The organism is Curtobacterium poinsettiae (genome assembly GCF_047226435.1).
GTDB classification, from domain to species: domain Bacteria; phylum Actinomycetota; class Actinomycetes; order Actinomycetales; family Microbacteriaceae; genus Curtobacterium; species Curtobacterium poinsettiae.
In genome coordinates this window covers 2,711,762-2,731,654 of record NZ_CP178434.1, presented here as the reverse complement: position 1 = coordinate 2,731,654, position 19,893 = coordinate 2,711,762, and the positions used below count along the sequence as shown (strand labels likewise).

Below are 19,893 nucleotides of genomic sequence, written 5' to 3'. Positions count from 1 at the left end.
GTGGGAACCGGAAGCGCCTCGGTGCCCCGTTCGCAGCGGGCCACCGCCACGATGGCAACGTCCGCCGGGAGGCCCCATGTTCCACGATCTGCTCCGACCCCTGTTCCACATCGCCGTCGTCGCACCGTCCGTGCTCGTCCCGGTCGACGTCATCGCGGTGCTCCTCACCGTCGCCGCGCTCCTGCCCGCGTTCGGTCGTCGCTCCCGGCACCCGGTCCGGGGCCTGGTCTGGCGGCTCGGCGCCATGGCCGTCGGAGCCGTGCTCGGCTTGGTCGCGGTGTGGTGGTTCGGCGACGTGCAGGACCTGTACGGGGTGTCGTTCACGCCGGTCACCCGGATGTGGGTGGCCTTGGCCTTCGGCGGTGTCGGCCTGCTCGTCGTGGTCGTCGTCCAGGGCGGCTGGCTGCGCCGCGTCCTCGGCCTGCTCGCGGCGGTGGCGGTGGCGCTGGCCGCCGTCCTCGGCGTCAACGTCGACTTCGGCGCGTACCGCACGATCGAGCAGGCCGTGACGACGGATCCGTACCCATCCGGTCCGCTGGGACACGAGACGGGGGTGGGGCGCGCCTCCAGTCCGGTGGTGGACCCGGCCACCTGGCGGGCACCCGCCGGCATGCCGCGGCGTGGGAAGGTGCTCTCCGTCGACATCCCGTCGACCGTCTCCCACTTCCACGCACGGCCGGCGGTTGTGTACCTGCCGCCCGCAGCACTGACCGAACGACCGCCGACCCTGCCCGTCCTGATCAGCCTCGCCGGGCAACCCGGCCAGCCGAGCGACATGTTCCAGGCCGGCCGGCTCGGCGCGGTGATGGACGCCTTCGCTGCGGCACACCACGGGCTCGCCCCGATCGTCGTCGCACCCGACCAGCTCGGAGCGCCGGACCGCAACCCGATGTGCGTCGACTCGTCCCTCGGCCGCTCCGCGACGTACATCATGACCGACACCACGAACTGGATCCGGCAGCACCTGCGCGTCGGAGCGTCCCCCTCCGCCTGGGGCATCGTCGGGTTCTCGCAGGGCGCGACGTGCGCCATGCAGTTCTCCACCGCACACCCCGGCGTGTTCGGCACGACCTTCGCCATCTCGAGCGAGCTCGCACCCCTGAACGGCTCCGTCCAGCACAGCATCCAGTACGGGTTCGGCGGCTCGGCCTCGCGGTACGCCGCAGCGGCACCGCGGGCGATCATGCGTGCGCACGGTCCCTACCCCGGGCACCTGACGGTGTTCGCCTACGGCAGCGACGACGCCCCCTACGTCGCGTCGACCAGGGCACTCCGCGCCGCCGCGAACGCCGCCGGCATGCAGACCCGGCTGTTCGTGTCCGAGGGCTCCGCCCATGACTGGAACACCGTCCGCTACGCCCTGCGCGTCGGGATGCCCGGCGTCATCGCGCACCTGGGCCTCCGGTGAGCGCGATGGCCGCGGCCTTCGCATGGGCGAGACCGAAGCGTCTCGTGCCGGTGGCCCGTCGGTACCCGCTGACGAGCGTCGTCTCGGCCCTGACGGTCGTCGCCGGCATCGCCGCCGTGGTGCTCCGCTGCGTCGGTGCGCACGACGGCCGGACGCCCGACTCCCTGGGCGGGACGATGGGTCCGCTCGGCGTGGTCGCGGTGACGAGCAGCGTCGTCGGGTTCCTCGTCACCTTCGTCGCCGTCGTGGTGTGCACCGGGGCGTCCGAACGGCTGCTCGGCTGGCGGCGCACCCTGCTCGCGATGGTCGTCACGACCGTCGTGGGGACCGGCCTCGGAGCCGTGCTGCAGCTGTTCGACGGCGCCCCGGCGAACCGCGGTTTCCTCGTACACCTGGGGCACGTCGGACCCTGGACGTGGATCGTCGGCACCATCGTCACCGCGAGCGCGTTCGCCGGCGCCCTGTGGCGGCGCCGGATCCGGGTCGTGTCGATCGCCGTCGTCGCGGCACTGCTCCTCTACGCCGGACACGCGTCCGACCTGCACGCGGCGCTCGCCCTGGTCGTCGGCCTGGTGCTCGGTCGCGTGCTGCGACGGTCCCCGGTGCGGAGCGGCTGGACGCGGAGCTCCTCACGCGAGACCCGGGTGCTGCTGGTGGCCGCGGTGACGGTGTCGGCGGTCGGACCCGTGCTCGCGCTCGTCACCGGTGCCCAGTTCGGACTGCTCGCCCCGCTCGCCGTGGTGCTCGACACCGGGCCGACCGGGAGGATGCCGCACTGCTCGGTGACCGGGGTGACCGCCAGCTGTGTCCGGGCGCTCGCCGCGGTGCACCCGCACGGCTTGTTCCAGTCGCTGCTGGCCGTGATGCCGCTCGTGGTCCTGGCGGTCGGCGCCGTGGGACTCCGGCGTGGCAGCCGGTTCGCGCTGTGGCTTGTGGTGACCGTCGACCTGATCACCGGCATCGCGACCGCCGTGTCGTACGGGGTGCTGCCCGAGCGGCACCACGCCGTCGTGCAGCGTCTGGCATCGGACCACCTCGCGGTATCGCTCTCCCTCGTCGCATCGGTGTTGGTGCCGATCGCCACCGCCGTGGTGCTCGTCCTGCGCCGCGCCGACTTCCCGGTCCGGACCGACCGGCGACGACTGCTGACCTTCGCGATCACGGTCGCCGGCGCGGCCCTGGTGCTCGCGGTCGTCGTCGTCGGCGTCGCCGTGGCCTCGGGCGACAGCGTGCGGGAGCCCCTGCACCTGGCGCTCGCCGTGCTCGGCCCGATCGCCCCCGTGACCCTGCCCACACACCTGGCACTGGCCGAGCCGGCGCTGCGGTTCGTCGTGGGCATCTCGGGCCCACTCCTGTGGCTGGCGGTGGCGATCGCCGCGGTCCGGCCGACCGGTGCCGGACGCTCGGACAGCGACCTCGACGGGCAGGACGCCGCCCGGGTGGCCGCTCGTGCCCTGCTGGTCGCGGGCGGTGGCGACACCTTCGGGTGGATGACGACCTGGCCCGGCAACGAGTACTGGTTCACCGAGGACGGCCGCGCCGGGGTCGCGTACCACCGCACCGGCAGCGTCGCCGTGACGACCGGTGGCCCCTTCGGCCACGAGGACGCACGGCTCGCAGCACTCGAGGGCTTCGCACGGGCCGCGGACGACCACGGTTGGACGCCCGTCTTCTACGGCATCGACGCCACCCTCGGTGCTGCACTCGCACGACTGGGCTGGACGACCCTTCCCGTCGCCGAGGACGCCGACCTCGACCCGCGCACCTGGACGACCACGGGCAAGCGCAAGCAAGACGTCCGCACGGCCGTCAACAAGGCCGCACGCTCCGGCACCACCGCGCTCTGGTCGGACTGGGCCTCGCTGCCCGGCTCGGTCACCCGCCAGATCGAGGCGATCTCGGAGGAGTGGGTCGCCGAGCGCGAACTGCCCGAGATGGGGTTCACCCTGGGCGGGATCGACGAGATGCGCGACCCCGCCGTCCGCACGCTCGTCGCTCTGGGCGAGGACGGCACCGTGCTCGCCGTCACCAGCTGGCTGCCCGCCCACCGCGCCGGCCAGGTGGTCGGCTGGACACTCGACGTGATGCGCCGCGCCCCGGACGCCCCGAACGGCGTCATGGAGTTCCTGGTCGCGAGTGCGGTCGACCGGATGCGCGCCGACGGGGCCGAGCGGCTCAGCCTGTCCGCGGCACCGCTCGCGTCCTCGGCGGAACCGCAGACCGGCGGCCGGAGCGGCGTCGAATCGGTCCTCGACGTCGTCGGCGGAGCCCTCGAACCGGTCTACGGGTTCCGCTCCCTGCTGCGCTTCAAGGCGAAGTTCGGCCCCGACCTGCACCCACTGGTGATGGCGTACCCGGACCCGGTGGCGCTGCCCACGATCGGCGTCGCCATCGTCCGCACCTACCTGCCGGGGCTGTCGCTCCGCCAGGCGGTGGCGATCATGCGCGAACGGCGTCCGGCGCCCGCAGCCCGGGCCGAGCAGCCAGCCGCGCGCGTCGGCTGAACCGGACGGCTCCCCAGCGCCGTCGGTACGTTCGGTGCATGGGAACCGAACGCGCCGACGGACCGGCGGTGGACGAGCACGATCCGTACGAACGTCGCCCCGGCTACGTCACGAGCGTCGACGGCCGGACCGACCGGATGACCACGGACATGTTCGCGGGCGTCGTGGTCGGGTTCGTCCTGCTGCTCGTCTTCGGGTTCTTCCAGCTCGTCGAGTGGATCGCGATCGGAGCGGCCGTCGTCATCGGTGCGGCGGTGTGGTTGGTCCTGCGCAGCCGTCGACGGCGTGCAGATCGTCGCGCGGGTCGGTCCCCCGACGCCGTCCCACGTGCGCGTGACCGCGCCATCGCCGAGGCGAACGGTGGCCGCCACTTCTTCGTCGCCCAGAACCCGGTCGTCGTCATCGTGATGGGCGCGATCTTCATCGCTGTTGCGGTCGCCCCACTGCTGTTCGGCGGGTTCTCCGTCGGCCGGATCGTGACCGGGGTCATCGTCGTCGCGAGCGGCGTCCTGTGCATCGTGCAGGGGATCGGCACGCTGCGGGTGCGGCGCCGGGAGCGCAGCGGCGGCTGAACCGCGGTCGGCGGCCCGCCCGAAGTGGGCGCATCGGCGTGGCCCGAAGGCCAATAAGCTCACTTCCGTGACTGCAGTGCAGACCGGTCGACGCTTCGGCGCGACCCGAGGCGAATTCGCGCTCCTGATGACCGTGACCGTCGTCCTCGGACTCGTGGTCCCGGCAGGCGGGCTGCTCGCCGCCTTCGGCTCGCTGCTGACCGGCGTCCGCGACGACCGTCGCCGCGTCCGCGCCCTGTTCATCGTCGGCCTGGGCATGTTGGTGCTACAGGTGGCGTTCGTCGCCGTCGCACTCTGGGGCCCGGTGCAGGTGTGCAACTCGACGAACGGCAGCCCCGAGACCTGCCAGACGTACTGGCCCTGGGAAGGCTGACGCGTCTTCGACGCGACCACAGGGCGGACGGGAGGCCCGGTGCCAGCTGGCACCGTCCCTCCCGGCACGGCCGTCGCCCCGCTGGCGCGGTGCGCCGGTACCGGCGGGTGGGGCCCACCTCCCGGCACGGCCGTCGCCCCGCTGGCGCGGTGCGCCGGTACCGGCGGGTGGGGCCCACCTCCAGGCACGGCCGTCGCCCCGCTGGCGCGGTGCGCCGTGTCCGGATCGGCCGTCGCACGACATCTCTCAGTGAGCGACCCTGCTCCCACCGAAGGAGAGAACCGATGAACACACGAACCCGCTTCAGCGTCACCGCGGTGGCTGCCTGCGTCGTGGTCGCCGCCCTCAGCGGTTGTGCTGCGAGCACCCCGACTCCGGCGCCGTCCGCCACCACGGCGATGACCGGGGACAAGACCCCCGTCCCGTCCCCGTCCCCGACCGCGACGGACGCCGCGACCACGGACGACCAGACTCCGTCGACGTCCCCGTCGAAGGCCCCCGGGACGTCGGCGCTCGCGCAGCACATCTACGACGAGTGCAGCAAGGGGGCCGCGGACGCCGGGGTCACCCTGACCTTTACGGACGACCCGTCGGGGTACCCGGGCAGCGACGGGACCTACCAGCTCGTCTACCCCTTCACCTTCGACGACGGGCACACCGATCCGTACGCCGTCTACAACTGCACGCTCACCGACGACACGGTGGACTCCTCGTACGTCAGCAGCGGGATGACCGACAGCCACTGACCTGCCGGGGTGCATCCGTTGCCGGACCGTGACCCGGTGGGGCGTTTCGGTGGGTCATGCTCGTCCTGTGCAGAAGCGCCTCGTCATCACCGCCGTCGGACTCGTGCTGGTCGTGCTTCCGCTCCTGTCGGGGTGCAGCCGGCAGCCGGCGGATCCCATCGCGTCGGCCAGAACCCTCGCCGACGCACCGGACTGGGTCAGCACGCCGACCGGCACAGATTGCGGCGAAGTGGAGCTCGAGACCGACGGCGCGCTCCCGGCCGAGAGCCTGCAGTGCCTGACGGACGCGAGCGGAGCCGGCGACGTGGCGTCACTCGCCTGGGTACGGCGGACGACCGAGGGCGATCCGACCCCGTACTTCGTCCAGACGGACGGGGCAGGGGCGACGGTCGCGTCGACGGCGGCCTACGACACCTACGGCCAAGGCGGGTGGCACGAGTACGGGTGCCCGGACATCGCAGCGTTGCCGGGCTGCTCGGACGAGGCAGATCGGTAGCTGATCGGCTGCCCGGACAACGCCCGCTGGCCGGCCCGTCGAGTGCGCCGAGACGGTGTCCGCACACTAGGTCGCACGAGCGGAGCGATCTGAACACCGTGTGAACGACCAAACCGGTCACCACGGTGGCCCCGAACGACTCCACGGTGGCCGAAGTCCGGCCGCCGACAGTCGACGAGGAGCTTCCCGTGAAGAAGAACACCCGCATCCTGAGCACCGCGACCATCGCCGTGGCGCTGACGCTCGGCGGTCTCGCAACGAACGCGACCGCTGCGAACGCCGCCGAGGACACCTCCACGAACGCGACGTCCCCGGCACTCATCCAGGGCCCCCTCGTCCAGGGCCCGCTCATCGACATCGGCGGGATCCTCGACTCGCTCCGCATCGGTCAGTTCCAGTAGCGCCCAGAGGAACCGGAACCAGCGGAACCGCGATCCGGCCCGGTAGCGGCCGCGTCCCGACAGGAAGAGTCTCTCTGTGACGAGCAAGCACCACCATGGCGACCGGGACGAGCAGGAGGCCGGCATCCGCGTCCCGTTGACCTCCGCGCAACGAGGCATCTGGTACGCCCAGCAGCTGGACCCGTCGAACGCGACGTACCAGATCGGGCAGTACCTCGACCTCCGGGGCGCGCTCGACCAGCGGCTCGTCCGGATCGCGCTGAACACGGTGGTCGCCGACCTCGACGCGCTGTCCATGCGCGTCCGGTCGGACGCGGACGGTCCCTACGGGGTCATCGTCCGTCCGCGTCCGACCGACGACGTCGTGCAGGTCGTCGATTTGCGTCACCTCGATCCGGAGGCGGCGCTCTCCGAGGCGATGGCGTCCATGGACCGGGCGATGGAGACCCCGCGCGATCTGCAGGGTGACGACCTGTTCGGCGCGGTCCTGTTCCAGATCACGGACACCCGGTCGCTGCTCTTCCAACGGGTGCACCACCTGCTGCTCGACGGCTACTCGGCGGTCATCGCGCTGCGGTACATGGCCGAGGTGTACACCCGTCTTTCGCAGCCCGCACCGTCGAGCCGGGGCCTCGACGTCGCTGCCGAGCCCCGCGCACACCTCGCCGCCCGGCGGCCGTCGGTGCTTCCCGGGTTGGACGAACTCCACCGTGACATCGCCGAGTACGAAGCATCCGCGCAGCGTGACGCCGACGAGGCCTACTGGCGCGGCGCACTGGACGACGACGCAACGGTCGCCGGCCTCGAGGGCACCGCGAGGTCGGCCGCGAGGTCCATCGTGCGGGTCGCCGTGCCCCTCGACGACGCGCGTGCTGCACGCCTCACAGCACTCGGCCGGGACCTCCCCAAGACTGTCGTCGCCATCGTCGCCCTGTACATGGCGAAGATCACGGGGGAGGAGCGTGTCGCGCTCGGGCTCCCGGTCACCGCCCGACGGGGAAGAGTGGCGAAGAGCACCCCGTCCATGCTCTCGAACATCCTGCCGCTGCGGATCGACGTCCCCGCGAACGCCGAGATCTCGGACATCATCGCCCATGCTGGCGACGTCGTCCGGAGCGCTGTCGGACACCAGCGCTTCCGCGTCGAGTCCCTCGCCGGGGCACCTCGGCACGCGGGGCCTTCGGTGAACCTGTTGCCCGTCATCGACGAGATCCGCTTCGCCGACGCCGTCGGCGCGGTGAACATCCTCTCGACGGGTCCGGTCCACGACCTCTCCATCGTCCTGTCGGGGCTGTCCAGCGACGCTGCCACCGCAACCCTGCAGCTCGAAGGCGACGCTGAGCTCCACACGACGGCGAGTCTCGCCGAGCACGCGGACCGGTTTCTCGCGTTCGTCGACCGTGTGGTCGGCTGCCCCGAGGGTCTCACCGTCACGGGCGCGACGATCCTCGACGAGGACGAGGTCCCGCTCCTCCTCGGCCAAGGTGCCGGGGAGACCGTCACCCTCGACCCGGAACCGGTCATGGAGGCGTTCGCCGACGTCGCCCGTCGACGCCCGGACGACCTCGCCGTCGTCGCCGAGGACGGCACGACGACGTTCGCGGCGCTCGACGCCGACGCGACACGACTCGCGCACCACCTGATCCGCGAAGGCGTGGTTCCCGGGAGCCGGGTCGCCGTCCGCATCGAGCGCAGTGCTCTCCTGCCGATGCTCGTCCTCGCCGTGCTGCGCGCCGGCGCGGTCTACGTCCCGCTCGACCCGGAGTACCCGACCGACCGGGTCGCCGGGATGATCGAGGACGCGAGTCCGACGCTGGTCCTCACGAGCAGCGCGCAGCTCGTCCGTGACCGGGCCGCCGGCGCCTCCTGGCAGGTTCCCTCGCTCCCGGTCGACGCCGACACCACGGTGTGGCGACGCCGGACGGACGACCCGAGTGCTCTGCCAGCGATCGCCCCGGACGCGCTCGCCTACATCGTCTTCACCTCCGGGAGCACCGGGCGCCCGAAGGGCGTCGGCGTGAACCGGGCCGCCCTGCGGAACCTGTTCCAGCACCACCGGGCCGAGATGTTCGACCCGGCCGAAGCGCGGCTCGGCCGGCCGCTCCGCGTCGCGCACACCGCTGGCCTGTCGTTCGACGCGGCGTGGGATCCGCTGCTCTGGCTCTTCGCCGGACATGAGCTGCACGTCGTCGCCGACGACGTGCGTCGTGACCCCGAGCGACTCGTCGAGTACTTCGTCCGCCACCGGATCGACGCCATCGAGACCACCCCGTCCTTCGCGGAGGCACTGCTCGCCGCGGGCATGCTCGACGCCGATGTCCACCCCACGGAGATCGCCGTCGGGGGCGAAGCGGTCGGCCCGGCCCTGTGGGACGCACTGGCCCACCGCGACGACGTGCACGCCATCAACCTCTACGGCCCCACCGAGGCCACGGTGGACAGTCTCACCGCAGTGCTGGAACCGGGACGCCCGCCGCACATCGGCTCGTCAGTGCGGAACACGCGGCACTACATCCTCGACGCTGCCCTCACACCGGTACCCGACCGCGCCGTCGGCGAGCTCTACCTCGCCGGGGCGAACGTGGCAGAGGGCTACGTGGGACAGCCCGGGCTCAGCGCCGAGCGGTTCGTGGCTGATCCGTTCTCCGCCGACGGTTCCCGCATGTACCGCACGGGAGACGTGGTCCGTCGTCGCCGTGACGGGTCCCTGCGGTTCGTGGGACGCATCGACGACCAGGTCAAGATCCGTGGCTACCGCGTGGAGCTCGCCGAGGTCGAGGCCGCGATGATCCGCCACCCCGGGGTGGACCTCGCAGCGGCCGTCGTGCTGGGCGAGGGTCCTTCCAGTCGCATCGTCGGCTACGTCACCTCCGACGGCGACCTCGGGAACCTCCCGGCGGCGGTCCGGGAGGGCATGCGCTCCGACGTCCCCGACTACATGGTCCCCTCGGTCGTCGTCGCGCTCCGCGAGATGCCCGTGACGCCGAACGGCAAGCTCGATCGTCGCGCGCTGCCAGCACCGGAGCTGTCGGGTTCCGGCACGGTGCTGCCGCCACGGAACGACGACGAGCGCGTCGCCGCTGCGGTGTTCGCCGAGGTCCTCGGGGTCTCCGCGGTCGGGATCGACGACGACTTCTTCGCAGCGGGCGGCCACTCCCTGCTGGCAACCCGGCTCGCCGCGCGTCTGTCGGAACAGTTCGACCGGACGATCACCGTGCGGGACGTGTTCGAACGGCCGACCGTGGCTGCTCTCGTCGGAGCACTCGACACGGGCACGCCGACCGATCGCGCAGCCCGCCTGGCACGGAGGACGCGCCCGGACACGATGCCGTTGTCGCTCACGCAGCGGCGACTGTGGTTCCTGAACCGCCTCGAACCGGACTCCGCCGCCTACAACATCCCCGTCGTGCTCCGCCTCGACGGTCCCTTGTCCGCCGAGGCCCTGCGCGCAGCGTTCGTGGACGTCGCGATGCGGCACGAGCCGCTCCGGACGATCGTCCCGTTCGTGGGCGACGGGCCGGTGCAGCAGGTCCTCGAGGGTGCTGCCGCCGAACCGCCGTTCCTGACGGTCACGGTCCCCGAGCACCGCATCGACGACGTCGTCCGCGCCGAGGCGACGCGTGGGTTCGACGTCACGAGCGAGACGCCACTCCGCGCGGTGCTGCTCCGCATCGACGACGACCACCACGTGCTCGTCGCGACGATGCACCACATCGCGTCGGACGGGTGGTCGCTCGCACCCTTCGCCCGCGACCTCGGGACCGCGTACGCGGCCCGTGTCGCCGGGACCGAACCAGCGTGGCTGCCGCTGCCGGTCGACTACGCCGACTTCACACTGTGGCAGCGGGAACAGCTCGGCGACGCCGATGACCCCTCGAGCGAACTCGCCCAGCAGCTGGCGTTCTGGCGGATGGCACTCGCGGGCGCGCCGGACGAGATCTCCCTGCCCCGGAACCGCGCACGTTCCGTCGACGACGGAACCGTTCGACAGACCGTCGGTGCGGTGGAGCTGACCCTCGACCCCGCGCGGCACGCCGAGCTCCGCCGCTTCGCCGGGGACCACCGCACCAGTCTGTTCATCGTGCTGCACGCAGCCGTCGCCGCCGTGCTCCAGCAGCACGGCGCGGGTGAGGACGTCGTCATCGGGACCCCGGTCGCCGGACGGACGGACGCGCAGCTCGACGACCTGGTCGGCTTCTTCGTCAACACCGTCGCGCTCCGCACCTCGCTCGACGGTGATCCGAGCGTCGAGGACCTGCTCGAACGGATCCGATCGGGCAACTCCGCGGCGTACGCCCACCAGGACGTCCCGTTCGATGCTGTCGTCGACGCCGTCCGGCCACCCCGGTCGGTCGGTCGTCACCCGGTGTTCCAGGTGATGCTGACACTGCAGAACACCCGGCCGGCGGCCCTCGATCTCGGCGACGTCGCGGTGACGGTCCCCGCCCAGTCCACCAGTGCCGGGGTGAAGACGGACCTGCTCCTCGACGTGACGACCCCCGGTGGTGACGACGGTGGAATCGTCGTCACGTTCGGGTACGACGCGACACTGTTCGACGAGACGACCGTCACGCGGCTCCGCGACGCGCTCGACCGCGTGCTCACCGCCTTCGTCGAGGGTCCGCACCGTCGCCTGTCCGACATCCCGAACGTGGACGCTGAGACCGCCCTCGAACTCGACCACCAGTCGCGTGGCCGGACGTTCGTCGTGACGGGGACCGTGCTCGACCGCCTCGACACCACGGTTGCGAGCTCGCCCGACGCAGACGCACTTGTCGACACCGCCGGGACGGTGTCCTTCGCCGACCTGGCAGTGCAGACGACCGCGGTCGCGACCAATCTGGCGCGCCTCGGCGTGCGTCGTGGTGACCGCGTCGCCGTCGCCCTCCGGCGCAGTTCCGACGCGATCGCAGTGGTGCTCGGCGTCCTTCGGGCCGGTGCTGTGGCGGTGCCGATCGACGTCGCCTACCCGGACGCGCGCATCGGTCAGATCCTCGCCGGGGCGGAACCGACCGTCGTGGTCGCCCACGACGCGGAGCGCACCTGGTCGGTCGCCGACGCGGCAGGGGTGCCCGTGCAGGTCGTCGCGCCCTCGGCGCTCAACCGTGACGTCGGCGACGCCGCAGCTCCCGTCGCCCCTGCACCGGAGGACGTCGCCTACCTGGTCTACACGTCGGGGACCACCGGGACGCCGAAGGGCGTGCAGGTGTCCCACGCGGCACTCGCCAACGTGCTCGCGCAGCACGAGGACGCGATGATCCGTCCGGTCCGCGACCGCGTCGGTGGTCGAGCCCCGCGGATGCTGCACCTGTCCGGGCTCGGCTTCGACGCGGCGTGGGACCCGATCGTCTGGCTCGTCGCCGGCACGACGCTCGAGGTGGCCGACGACGCCACCCGGACGAACGCGGAGACGGTCGTTCGAGACGTGGTCGAGCACGGCATCGACGTGATCGAGACCACGCCGTCGTACGCCCGTCAGCTGGCCGCGGTCGGACTCTTCGACGCCGTCGCGGAGCGCGACGGTCACCTGACCGTCGCGGTGGGTGGAGAAGCCGTCCCCGCGGACTTCTGGAACGAGGTCGCCGAAGCCGACCACATCGACGGTTGGAACCTCTACGGACCGAGCGAGAGCACGGTCGACGCCGTCGTCGCGCGGATCGAGCCCGGCGCCGTCACCATCGGACGGCCGATCGCGAACGTGACGGCCCGCGTCCTGGACGACTTCCTGCAGCCGGTGCCGCCCGGAGTCGAGGGAGAGCTCTACCTGTCGGGCAGCTCCCTCGCGCACGGCTACCGCGGACGGTCCGCCGAGACCGCCAGCCGCTTCGTCGCCGACCCCCAGGGAGACGGCACCCGGATGTACCGCACCGGCGACGTCGTGCGTCGCCGCGTCACCGGGGAACTCGACTTCCTCCGCCGTGACGACGACCAGGTCAAGCTCCGCGGGTACCGGATCGAGCTGGCCGACGTCACCCAGGCCCTCGAACGGATCGACGGCGTCGAGGCTGCCGTTGCTCGTGTCGTCGTGCCCGGCGGACCGGACACCGCACGGCTCGTCGCGTGGGTCGTCGGGACCGTCGACGAACAGGGTGTCCGCCGATCCGTCGCCGCCGATCTCCCCGACTACATGGTCCCCTCGGCCATCGCCGTCGTCGACGCGATCCCGCTGACCCCCAACGGCAAGGTGGACACCGCCGCGCTGCCCGAACCGACCTCGACCGGCGGCGACGGCCAGCCCGTGAGCGACGACGAGCGGACGATGTCGCGGGTGTTCGGCGAAGTGCTCGGTGTGCGCGACGTCGGCATGCACGACGACTTCTTCGCGCTCGGTGGACACTCGCTGCTCGCGGTCGGGCTGATCGGGCGCGTCCGGGACGAACTCGGTGCCACGCTGCCCCTCCGCAGCATCTTCGACGCCCCCACCCCGGCAGGTCTCCTCGCCGCGGTCGGATCAGCGGGAGCCGCCACCCAGCAGGGCGACCGGCAGACCGACCCGGCGCTCCGCGCGTGGGCCGCGCAGCACCCGCGACGGGAAGGCGAGCAGCTGCCGCTGTCGCCGAACCAGGCGCGGCTGTGGTTCCTCAACCGGCTCGACCCCACCTCCACCGACTACTCCGTGCTGTTGCAGGCGACGTTCCGCGGCGATCTCGACACGGACGCGTTCGCCGACGCCGTCGACGACGTGGTCGTCCGGCACGAGATCCTCCGGACGACGTACCCGGAAGTCGACGGTCAGCCGGTCCAGCGCATCCACGACGTGGTGCCGGGCATCGTCACCAGCGCCGCGGTCGACACCTCAGCGGGCTTCGACCTCACGGTGGACCTGCCTGTCCGGGCCGGGCTCGTGGCGACGGGAGACCAGCAGTGGCGTCTCGACCTGTTGATCCACCACATCGCCACGGACGGGGCCTCGCTCGGCCCGCTGGCGCGCGACATCGCCACCGCGTACGCCGCGCGGACCGGGAGCACGGCGCGTGCGCAGCGTCCGCTCGAGGTGCAGTACGCCGACTTCGCGCGGATGCAGCGCGCCCTCCTGGAATCCGACGGTGGACGGCACGACGCGTCGTTGTCGGCGTGGGTCGAGCAGCTCGCCGGCATCCCGGACGAGCTCGCCCTGCCTGCTGACGGACGTCGGCCGGAGTCGGCGACCCGAGCTGCCCGGCAACTGCGATTCACACTGCCCGAGGACGTCGTCTCCGCGGTGCACGCCGCTGCCGGACAGGCGCAGGCCAGCAGCTTCCACGCGTGGCTCGCCGGGCTCGCCGGCTACCTGCACCGCATCGGTGCCGGTGACGACGTGGTGATCGGATCACCGTCCGCCGGGCGGTCCGACCCGGACACCGCTGACCTCGTGGGCTTCTTCGTGAACACGTTGCCGCTGCGCATCGGGATGACCGACGCACCGGACCTGGTCGCGACCATCGAACGGGCCCGAGCCGCAACACTCCACGCCATCGAGCACGAGTCGGTGCCGTTCGAGCGCATCGTCGAGGCGATGGCCCCCGAACGTCGACTCGGACGACACCCGCTCTTCCAGACCATGCTCTCGGTGGAGGAGGACAGCGGGGTCTCGATCTCGCTGCCCGGCGTGACGACCGACCGACTCGAGCCCGACAGCACCGGAGCAGCCAAGGTCGACCTGTCGTTCGTCCTGCGCCCGCGTTCCTCGGGAGAGGTCGACGGCGTCCTGGAGTACGACGCGTCGATGTTCAGCGATCGCGCGGCGCGAGGGTTCGTCGAACGGTGGACGGCGTTCCTGGCAGCAGCGGCCACCGCCCCCCGGCGGCCGCTCCTCGACGTCCCCGTGCAGGCCGGCACCGGGCGCCTCGATGCCTGGCCGGCCGCGACCGACCACCGGCAGCAGTCGATCCTCGAGGCGTTCGCCGACTCCGTCGCCGCCCGCCCGACCGCACCCGCCGTCGTGGCCGGAGGCGTCTCGCTCACCACGGCGGAACTCGACGCTCGCGTCGACGGGATCGCGGCCCGGATGATCGCCGCCGGGCTCCGACGCGGCGACGTCGTCGCGCTGCCCCTGGGCCGTGGCGTCGACACCGTCGCCGCGCTCCTCGCGGCGTGGCGCGCCGGCGCGGTCGCCGCTCCGATCGACGTCGAGCTGCCCCGCGACCGGATCGCCACGATGCTGCGGAGCGCCGACGTGCGTCTGGTGCTGCACCACGGCGTCGGCGGCGGGACGACGGACACCACACCTGCGGACGTGGCGACCCTCGCAGCGTCCGACGCGGGCGTGCCGTCGGACCGGCTGCTCCGGATCGACGACGATGCGGCATCGGGGCCCGCCGTGCCGGCGCGCGTCGAGCCGCCGCGGCTCGACGACCCCGCCTACCTGGTGTTCACGTCCGGTACGACGGGCGAGCCGAAGGCCGTGCAGGTGCCGCACCGCGCGCTGGCCGCGCTGTTGTCGAGCCACCGTGCGACGCTCCTGCCCGACCCCGAGGAACGACGCGTCCGCGTCGCGCACACCACCGGCGTCGGGTTCGACGCGGCGATGGACCCCGTGGTCTGGCTCGCAGCAGGCCACGAGGTGCACGTCGTCGACGACTCCACCCGGCGCGACCCCCAGGCCCTCGTCGCGCTCCTCGCCGAGCGTCGGATCAGTGCGTGGGAGACCACGCCGAGCTACGTCACCGCCCTCGCCGGACAGACGGAGCTCGAAGCGCTGTTCGATGACCGCGACGAGGCCGACCCGTTCGTGCTCCTGCTCGGTGGCGAACCGCTCGACGCAGGTCTCTGGTCGTGGCTGCGCGACCGGCCGGCCGTCGCAGCGTGGAACCTGTACGGTCCGACCGAGGTCGGCGTCGACTCCATGGTGGCGAGGGTGGCCGACAGCCCCGCCCCGGTACTCGGCGCGACGACGGTCGACACCGTCGGGTACGTCCTCGACTCCCGCCTGCGCCCGACCCCGGTCGGCAGCGTCGGTGAGCTGTGGCTGGCGGGCGAGCAGCTGGCGCACGGCTACCGCGGCCGGCCCGGCTCGAGCGCCGAGCGGTTCGTGGCCGACCCCTTCGCCTCGGACGGATCGCGGATGTACCGGACCGGTGACCTCGTCGTCCGACGAGACGCCGACGGGGACGAGCGTCCCGGCGTCGTCTCCCTGGGCCGCAGTGACGGGCAGGTGAAGATCCGTGGCCACCGTGTCGAACCCGGCGAGGTCGAGGCGGTCCTGCGCGGTGCCGGCGGCGTCACGCACGCCGTGGTCCGTCCGGTCGACACCGCACGCGGCACGGAACTCGGCGCCTGGGTCGTGACGGACGGAGTCGCCTCCGATGCGTTCCTCACCGCACTGTCCGACCGTCTCCGCTCCCGTGTACCCGACTACATGGTGCCCGCCGGGATCGCGGCGATCGACGCCGTCCCGCTGACGCCGAACGGGAAGGTCGACGTGCGGGCACTCCCCGAGCTCCGGATCGGTGGCGGTGCCGGGGCGGCTCCGAGCGGACCCGCGGAACTCGCGATCGCCGCGGCGTTCGCCGCGACACTCGGTGTCGACGGCGTCCGCGCCGACGATTCCTTCTTCGCGCTGGGCGGTCACTCGTTCGTCGCGCAGCCGACGATCCAGGCGGTCAACGAAGCCCTCGACGCGGACCTGCCCGTGCAGGCGCTCTTCCAAGCGCCGACCGTGGCCGGACTCGCCGCCTTGGTCGAGTCCGGCGGTGCGGACGTGGCGGAGTCGCTCCGGACGATCCTGCCCCTCCGGCCCACCGGGCAGGGTGCCCCCGTGTTCGCGGTGCACCCTGCGAGCGGCGTCGCGTGGAAGTTCTCCACGTTCGTCGCTCGTCTGGCCACGACCCGACCGATCCTCGGCGTCCAGATGCCCGGGATCGCGCCGGACCGTCCGGAACCCGCGACGGCCGGATCGTTGGACGAGCTGCTCACCGAGTACGTCACCGCCATCCGCGGCGAGCAACCCCACGGCCCCTACCTGCTCACCGGGTACTCGTTCGGCGGCCGGCTTGCGCACCACATCGCGGCGCGGCTGCAGGCCGAGGGCGAAGAGGTGGCGCTCCTCGCGGTGCTCGACGCGTACCCGACCGAAGCATCAGCGTTCGACGGTGTGGCCGACACCGATGACATGTGGCGCGGTTTCCTCGACGCGAACGGTGTGACGCCTCCTGCTGGCCACCTCGACGGCGAACGGGTGCTCTCCCTCCTCGCTGAGGCTGGCAACCCGCTGGCCGACGTTCCGGGCCCCGTCGTCGACCGCATGGTGCGGCGGTTCCGCCGGCTCGGGGAGCTCCTCGACGACGCTCCGGTCCCCGTCGTCCACGGTGATCTCCACGTGTTCGCCGCGACCGAGGACGTCCCCGCGAACCGTCCGGCCCCCGCGGTGTGGGAGCAGTTCGTCACCGGGACGGTGACGTCGAGTTCCGTGGGAGCCCGTCACCAGGACATGCTCACCGACCGGGCACTCGACGACGTCGCACCGGTGCTCGACCACCTCCTCGAGAACGTCCGACACACCGACGCACGCAGAGCGAACCGACTCGGCGCCGGCTCCGAAGACCCAGGTGGGAACACCCCTGCAGCTGACCCAGAGGAGCATCGACCGTGACGAACCCGTTCGACGATCAGGACGGCACCTTCCGGGTGCTCGTGAACGAAGCCGGACAGCACTCGCTCTGGCCCGAGTTCGCCGACGTTCCCCGAGGGTGGGTCGCCGTGTTCGGTCCCGCCGTCAAGACGGCGTGCACCGACTACGTGTCGGAGCACTGGCACGACATCACACCGTCCTTCGAGAGCACCCGCGTCGCGTCGTGATCTCCGTACGAGGGATCACGAAGCGGTTCGGGACCCACCAGGCGCTCGACGGCGTCGAACTCGAGGTGCCCGAGGGCACGGTGCAAGGGCTCCTCGGGCCCAACGGCGCCGGCAAGACGACGACCGTGCGCGTCCTCACGACGCTGCTGCAGCCCGACTCCGGCGACGCCTTCGTCGCCGGACGATCGGTGTTGACCGAAGGCCACGCCGTGCGACAGCGTCTCGGCGTGTCCGGCCAGTACGCAGCGGTCGACGAGAAGCTCACCGGCTTCGAGAACCTGACGATGGTCGGCGAGCTGTACGGCATGCGTCGGAAGGACGCGAAGGCTCGAGCACGTGAGCTCCTCCGGGAGTTCCGCCTCGACGACGTCCCCGACGACAAACGTGCGGGCACGTACTCGGGGGGGATGCGCCGCCGGCTCGACCTGGCCGGGGCGATCGTCGCCCGGCCCCCGGTCGTCATCCTCGACGAACCGACCACCGGGCTGGACCCCCGCGGTCGTCGCGACACCTGGGACGCGATCGAGTCGCTGGCATCAGGTGGGACCACCGTGCTCCTCACCACCCAGTACCTCGAGGAAGCCGACCAGCTCGCTGACTCCATCGCGGTCATCGACGGAGGACGCATCATCGCAGAGGGCACGGCCGCGCAACTCAAGGCCCAGACCGGCGGAGCACGGCTCGACATCGTGCTCGCCCCCGGTAGCGACATCGACCTTGCCGTGGACGCTGTCCGTCGGGTGGGTCACGAACCCGCCGTCGACAGGCGAGTGGGTCGCCTCACCGTCGGTGCCGGCGGAGGCAGCAGTGATCTCCTCGACGTCGTCGGCGCACTCCGAGCCGTCGGGCTCGAGACGTCCGAAGCGGCACTCCGGCAGCCGACGCTCGACGAGGTCTTCCTGCAGCTGACCGGGACGCCAGCTGATCCGGACGCGCCCGTCGCAGCGGTGGGGGCGAGGTCCTCCGAGCCCGACCCGGTGATCGCCGGGGGACCGACGGAGGCGAGCCGATGAGCATCGCGAGCGTCCTCCGCGACGGCCGGGTCATCGCCCGACGGAACATGCTCGGCGTCCGCCGAACGCCCGGGGCGCTGGTGACCGGTGTCGCGCAGCCCATCATCTTCGTGCTCATCCTCGGGTTCGTGTTCGCCGACGCACTCGGCGGAGACGACTACCGCGAGTTCCTCATCGGCGGTGTCCTCGCGCAGACGCTGACCTTCAACTCGTCCTTCACCGCCGTGTACCTGGCGAAGGACCTGCAGACGGGCCTCATCGACCGGTTCCGGGCCCTGCCGATGTCGCGGGTCGGGGTCATCCTCGGGCGCACGACCTCGGACCTCATGACGAACGCCATCTCGATCGTCGTCGTGATCGCGTGCGGCCTGGTGATCGGCTGGCGTGTGCACTCCGACATCGGGTCCGTGGTGCTGACGTTCGGGCTGCTGCTGCTCTTCGCGTTCGCGACGTCCTGGATCGGGGCGTTCATCGCGCTGACCGCTCGCAGCGTCGAGGTCGCACAGTCCCTCGGCCTGCTCTGGCTGTTCCCCGTGTGCTTCGTCTCCGGAGCGTTCGTGTCCGCCGACATGCTCCCCGGTCCGCTCCGGGTGGTCGCCGAGTGGAACCCCGTCACCGCCGTCGCCACCGCGGTGCGGCGGGGCTTCGGGAACGAGCCGCCGTCCGGGTTCGCCGTCGGGCACGGATGGCCGGCCGACAACGCGCTGCTCTACGCGTCCTTGTGCTGCGTCGCCATCATCGCTGTCTTCGCACCCATCGCCGTCGTGCAGTACCGACGCATCAGCAAGCGGTGATCCATCTCCTGCTGACCACCGTCGACGACGTCCTCGCCACCGGGGATCGCCTGCTCGGATCGACGGGCGGCGCGGGTGCTGCCTCGCTCGTCAGCGCAGCCGATCGTGCCGCTGCCGACAGCAGGCGAGCAGACCTGGATCGACGGCGGACCCTCGCCGGGCGACTCGCGCTCCGGTTCCTGGCCTGCGCCGTGCAGGGCCGTTCGTGGTCCGACGCCGCGTCCGTCCCGGTGGACCGGACCTGCGAGCACTGCAGCGCGCCGCACGGTCGCCCTCGTATCGCTGGGTCCTCCGCGTCCACCTCGACCTCTGGACGACTGGTGCTCGTTGCTGTCGGCGATGACGCGGCTCGGCTCGGGGTCGACGTCGAGGAGTACCCCGAGACCCTGTGGGACGGGTTCGACGACTACGCGCTGCACCCGTCAGAGCGGGCGGCGATGCCGACCGGACGCGATGGCCTCGTCCACCGGGTCCAGGTGTGGACCGACAAGGAGGCACTCCTCAAGTCAGTCGGTGTCGGCTTGCGCGGCGAACCGTCAGGGCTCCGCGTCGCCGCGGCATCGGCCGGCGTCACGACGGCAGCTCCCCTCCTCGGATGGCGCCCCGTGGCGCAGTCAGCCGACCCGCGGCTCGCGACGGCGTGGACCGTCACCATCAACGCCGGTCGCCGGGCGGCTGCCTCGATCGCGGCGGCGCACCCGACCCCGATCCGCCCCTGGAGGATGGACCGACAGGGGGCCGAACCGGTGCAGCCGGACGTCCGCCGCGACACGGCAGCCAGCGTCCCTGCAGCGACAGCGTGAGCAGCCG

The 19,893-nt window shown here is 72.0% G+C and carries 12 protein-coding genes; all 12 read left to right on the top strand.

Going from position 1 to position 19,893, the window contains the following annotated elements:
- Positions 1–76: 76 nt before the first annotated feature.
- The 12 genes from ACL00U_RS12855 to ACL00U_RS12800 all read left to right on the top strand — a co-directional run bounded on the left by ACL00U_RS12855 (position 77) and on the right by ACL00U_RS12800 (position 19,886).
- Positions 77–1,408, top strand: a complete 1,332-nt coding sequence (locus ACL00U_RS12855; RefSeq protein ID WP_017888425.1) for an alpha/beta hydrolase — start codon at positions 77–79, stop codon at positions 1,406–1,408.
- Positions 1,409–1,413: 5 nt separating this feature from the next.
- Positions 1,414–3,912 (top strand): bifunctional lysylphosphatidylglycerol flippase/synthetase MprF, encoded by a 2,499-nt coding sequence (locus ACL00U_RS12850; RefSeq protein ID WP_083389392.1) that lies wholly within the window; start codon positions 1,414–1,416, stop codon positions 3,910–3,912.
- A gap of 38 nt (positions 3,913–3,950) precedes the next feature.
- On the top strand, positions 3,951–4,484 hold the full coding sequence (locus ACL00U_RS12845) for a hypothetical protein (protein WP_017888427.1): 534 nt from the start codon (positions 3,951–3,953) through the stop codon (positions 4,482–4,484).
- Positions 4,485–4,551: 67 nt separating this feature from the next.
- Positions 4,552–4,857, top strand: coding sequence for a hypothetical protein (locus ACL00U_RS12840; protein ID WP_139179816.1), 306 nt, complete (start codon positions 4,552–4,554; stop codon positions 4,855–4,857).
- Positions 4,858–5,141: 284 nt separating this feature from the next.
- On the top strand, positions 5,142–5,603 hold the full coding sequence (locus ACL00U_RS12835; RefSeq protein ID WP_071251979.1) for a hypothetical protein: 462 nt from the start codon (positions 5,142–5,144) through the stop codon (positions 5,601–5,603).
- A 67-nt stretch (positions 5,604–5,670) separates the two neighbouring features.
- The gene (locus ACL00U_RS12830) at positions 5,671–6,099 is read left to right on the top strand and encodes a hypothetical protein (RefSeq protein WP_071251980.1); all 429 of its coding nucleotides are present in this window, start codon (positions 5,671–5,673) and stop codon (positions 6,097–6,099) included.
- A 188-nt stretch (positions 6,100–6,287) separates the two neighbouring features.
- The gene (locus ACL00U_RS12825; RefSeq protein WP_139179817.1) at positions 6,288–6,500 is read left to right on the top strand and encodes a hypothetical protein; all 213 of its coding nucleotides are present in this window, start codon (positions 6,288–6,290) and stop codon (positions 6,498–6,500) included.
- Between the two features lie 76 nt (positions 6,501–6,576).
- Positions 6,577–17,070, top strand: a complete 10,494-nt coding sequence (locus ACL00U_RS12820) for an amino acid adenylation domain-containing protein (RefSeq protein WP_412873465.1) — start codon at positions 6,577–6,579, stop codon at positions 17,068–17,070.
- Positions 17,067–17,276 carry an MbtH family protein gene (locus tag ACL00U_RS12815; protein ID WP_017888435.1) on the top strand — a complete coding sequence of 70 codons (210 nt, stop codon included), beginning with the start codon at positions 17,067–17,069 and terminating at the stop codon, positions 17,274–17,276. The genes ACL00U_RS12820 and ACL00U_RS12815 overlap by 4 nt, the downstream gene beginning before the upstream one ends.
- Entirely contained in the window at positions 17,273–18,289 is a 1,017-nt protein-coding gene (locus ACL00U_RS12810) for a daunorubicin resistance protein DrrA family ABC transporter ATP-binding protein (RefSeq protein ID WP_017888436.1), read from the top strand. The genes ACL00U_RS12815 and ACL00U_RS12810 overlap by 4 nt, the downstream gene beginning before the upstream one ends.
- A complete protein-coding gene (locus ACL00U_RS12805) occupies positions 18,286–19,083 on the top strand; it encodes an ABC transporter permease (RefSeq protein ID WP_017888437.1) in 798 nt (265 codons plus the stop codon). The genes ACL00U_RS12810 and ACL00U_RS12805 overlap by 4 nt, the downstream gene beginning before the upstream one ends.
- Positions 19,080–19,886, top strand: a complete 807-nt coding sequence (locus ACL00U_RS12800; protein WP_056070424.1) for a 4'-phosphopantetheinyl transferase family protein — start codon at positions 19,080–19,082, stop codon at positions 19,884–19,886. The genes ACL00U_RS12805 and ACL00U_RS12800 overlap by 4 nt, the downstream gene beginning before the upstream one ends.
- Positions 19,887–19,893: the final 7 nt, after the last annotated feature.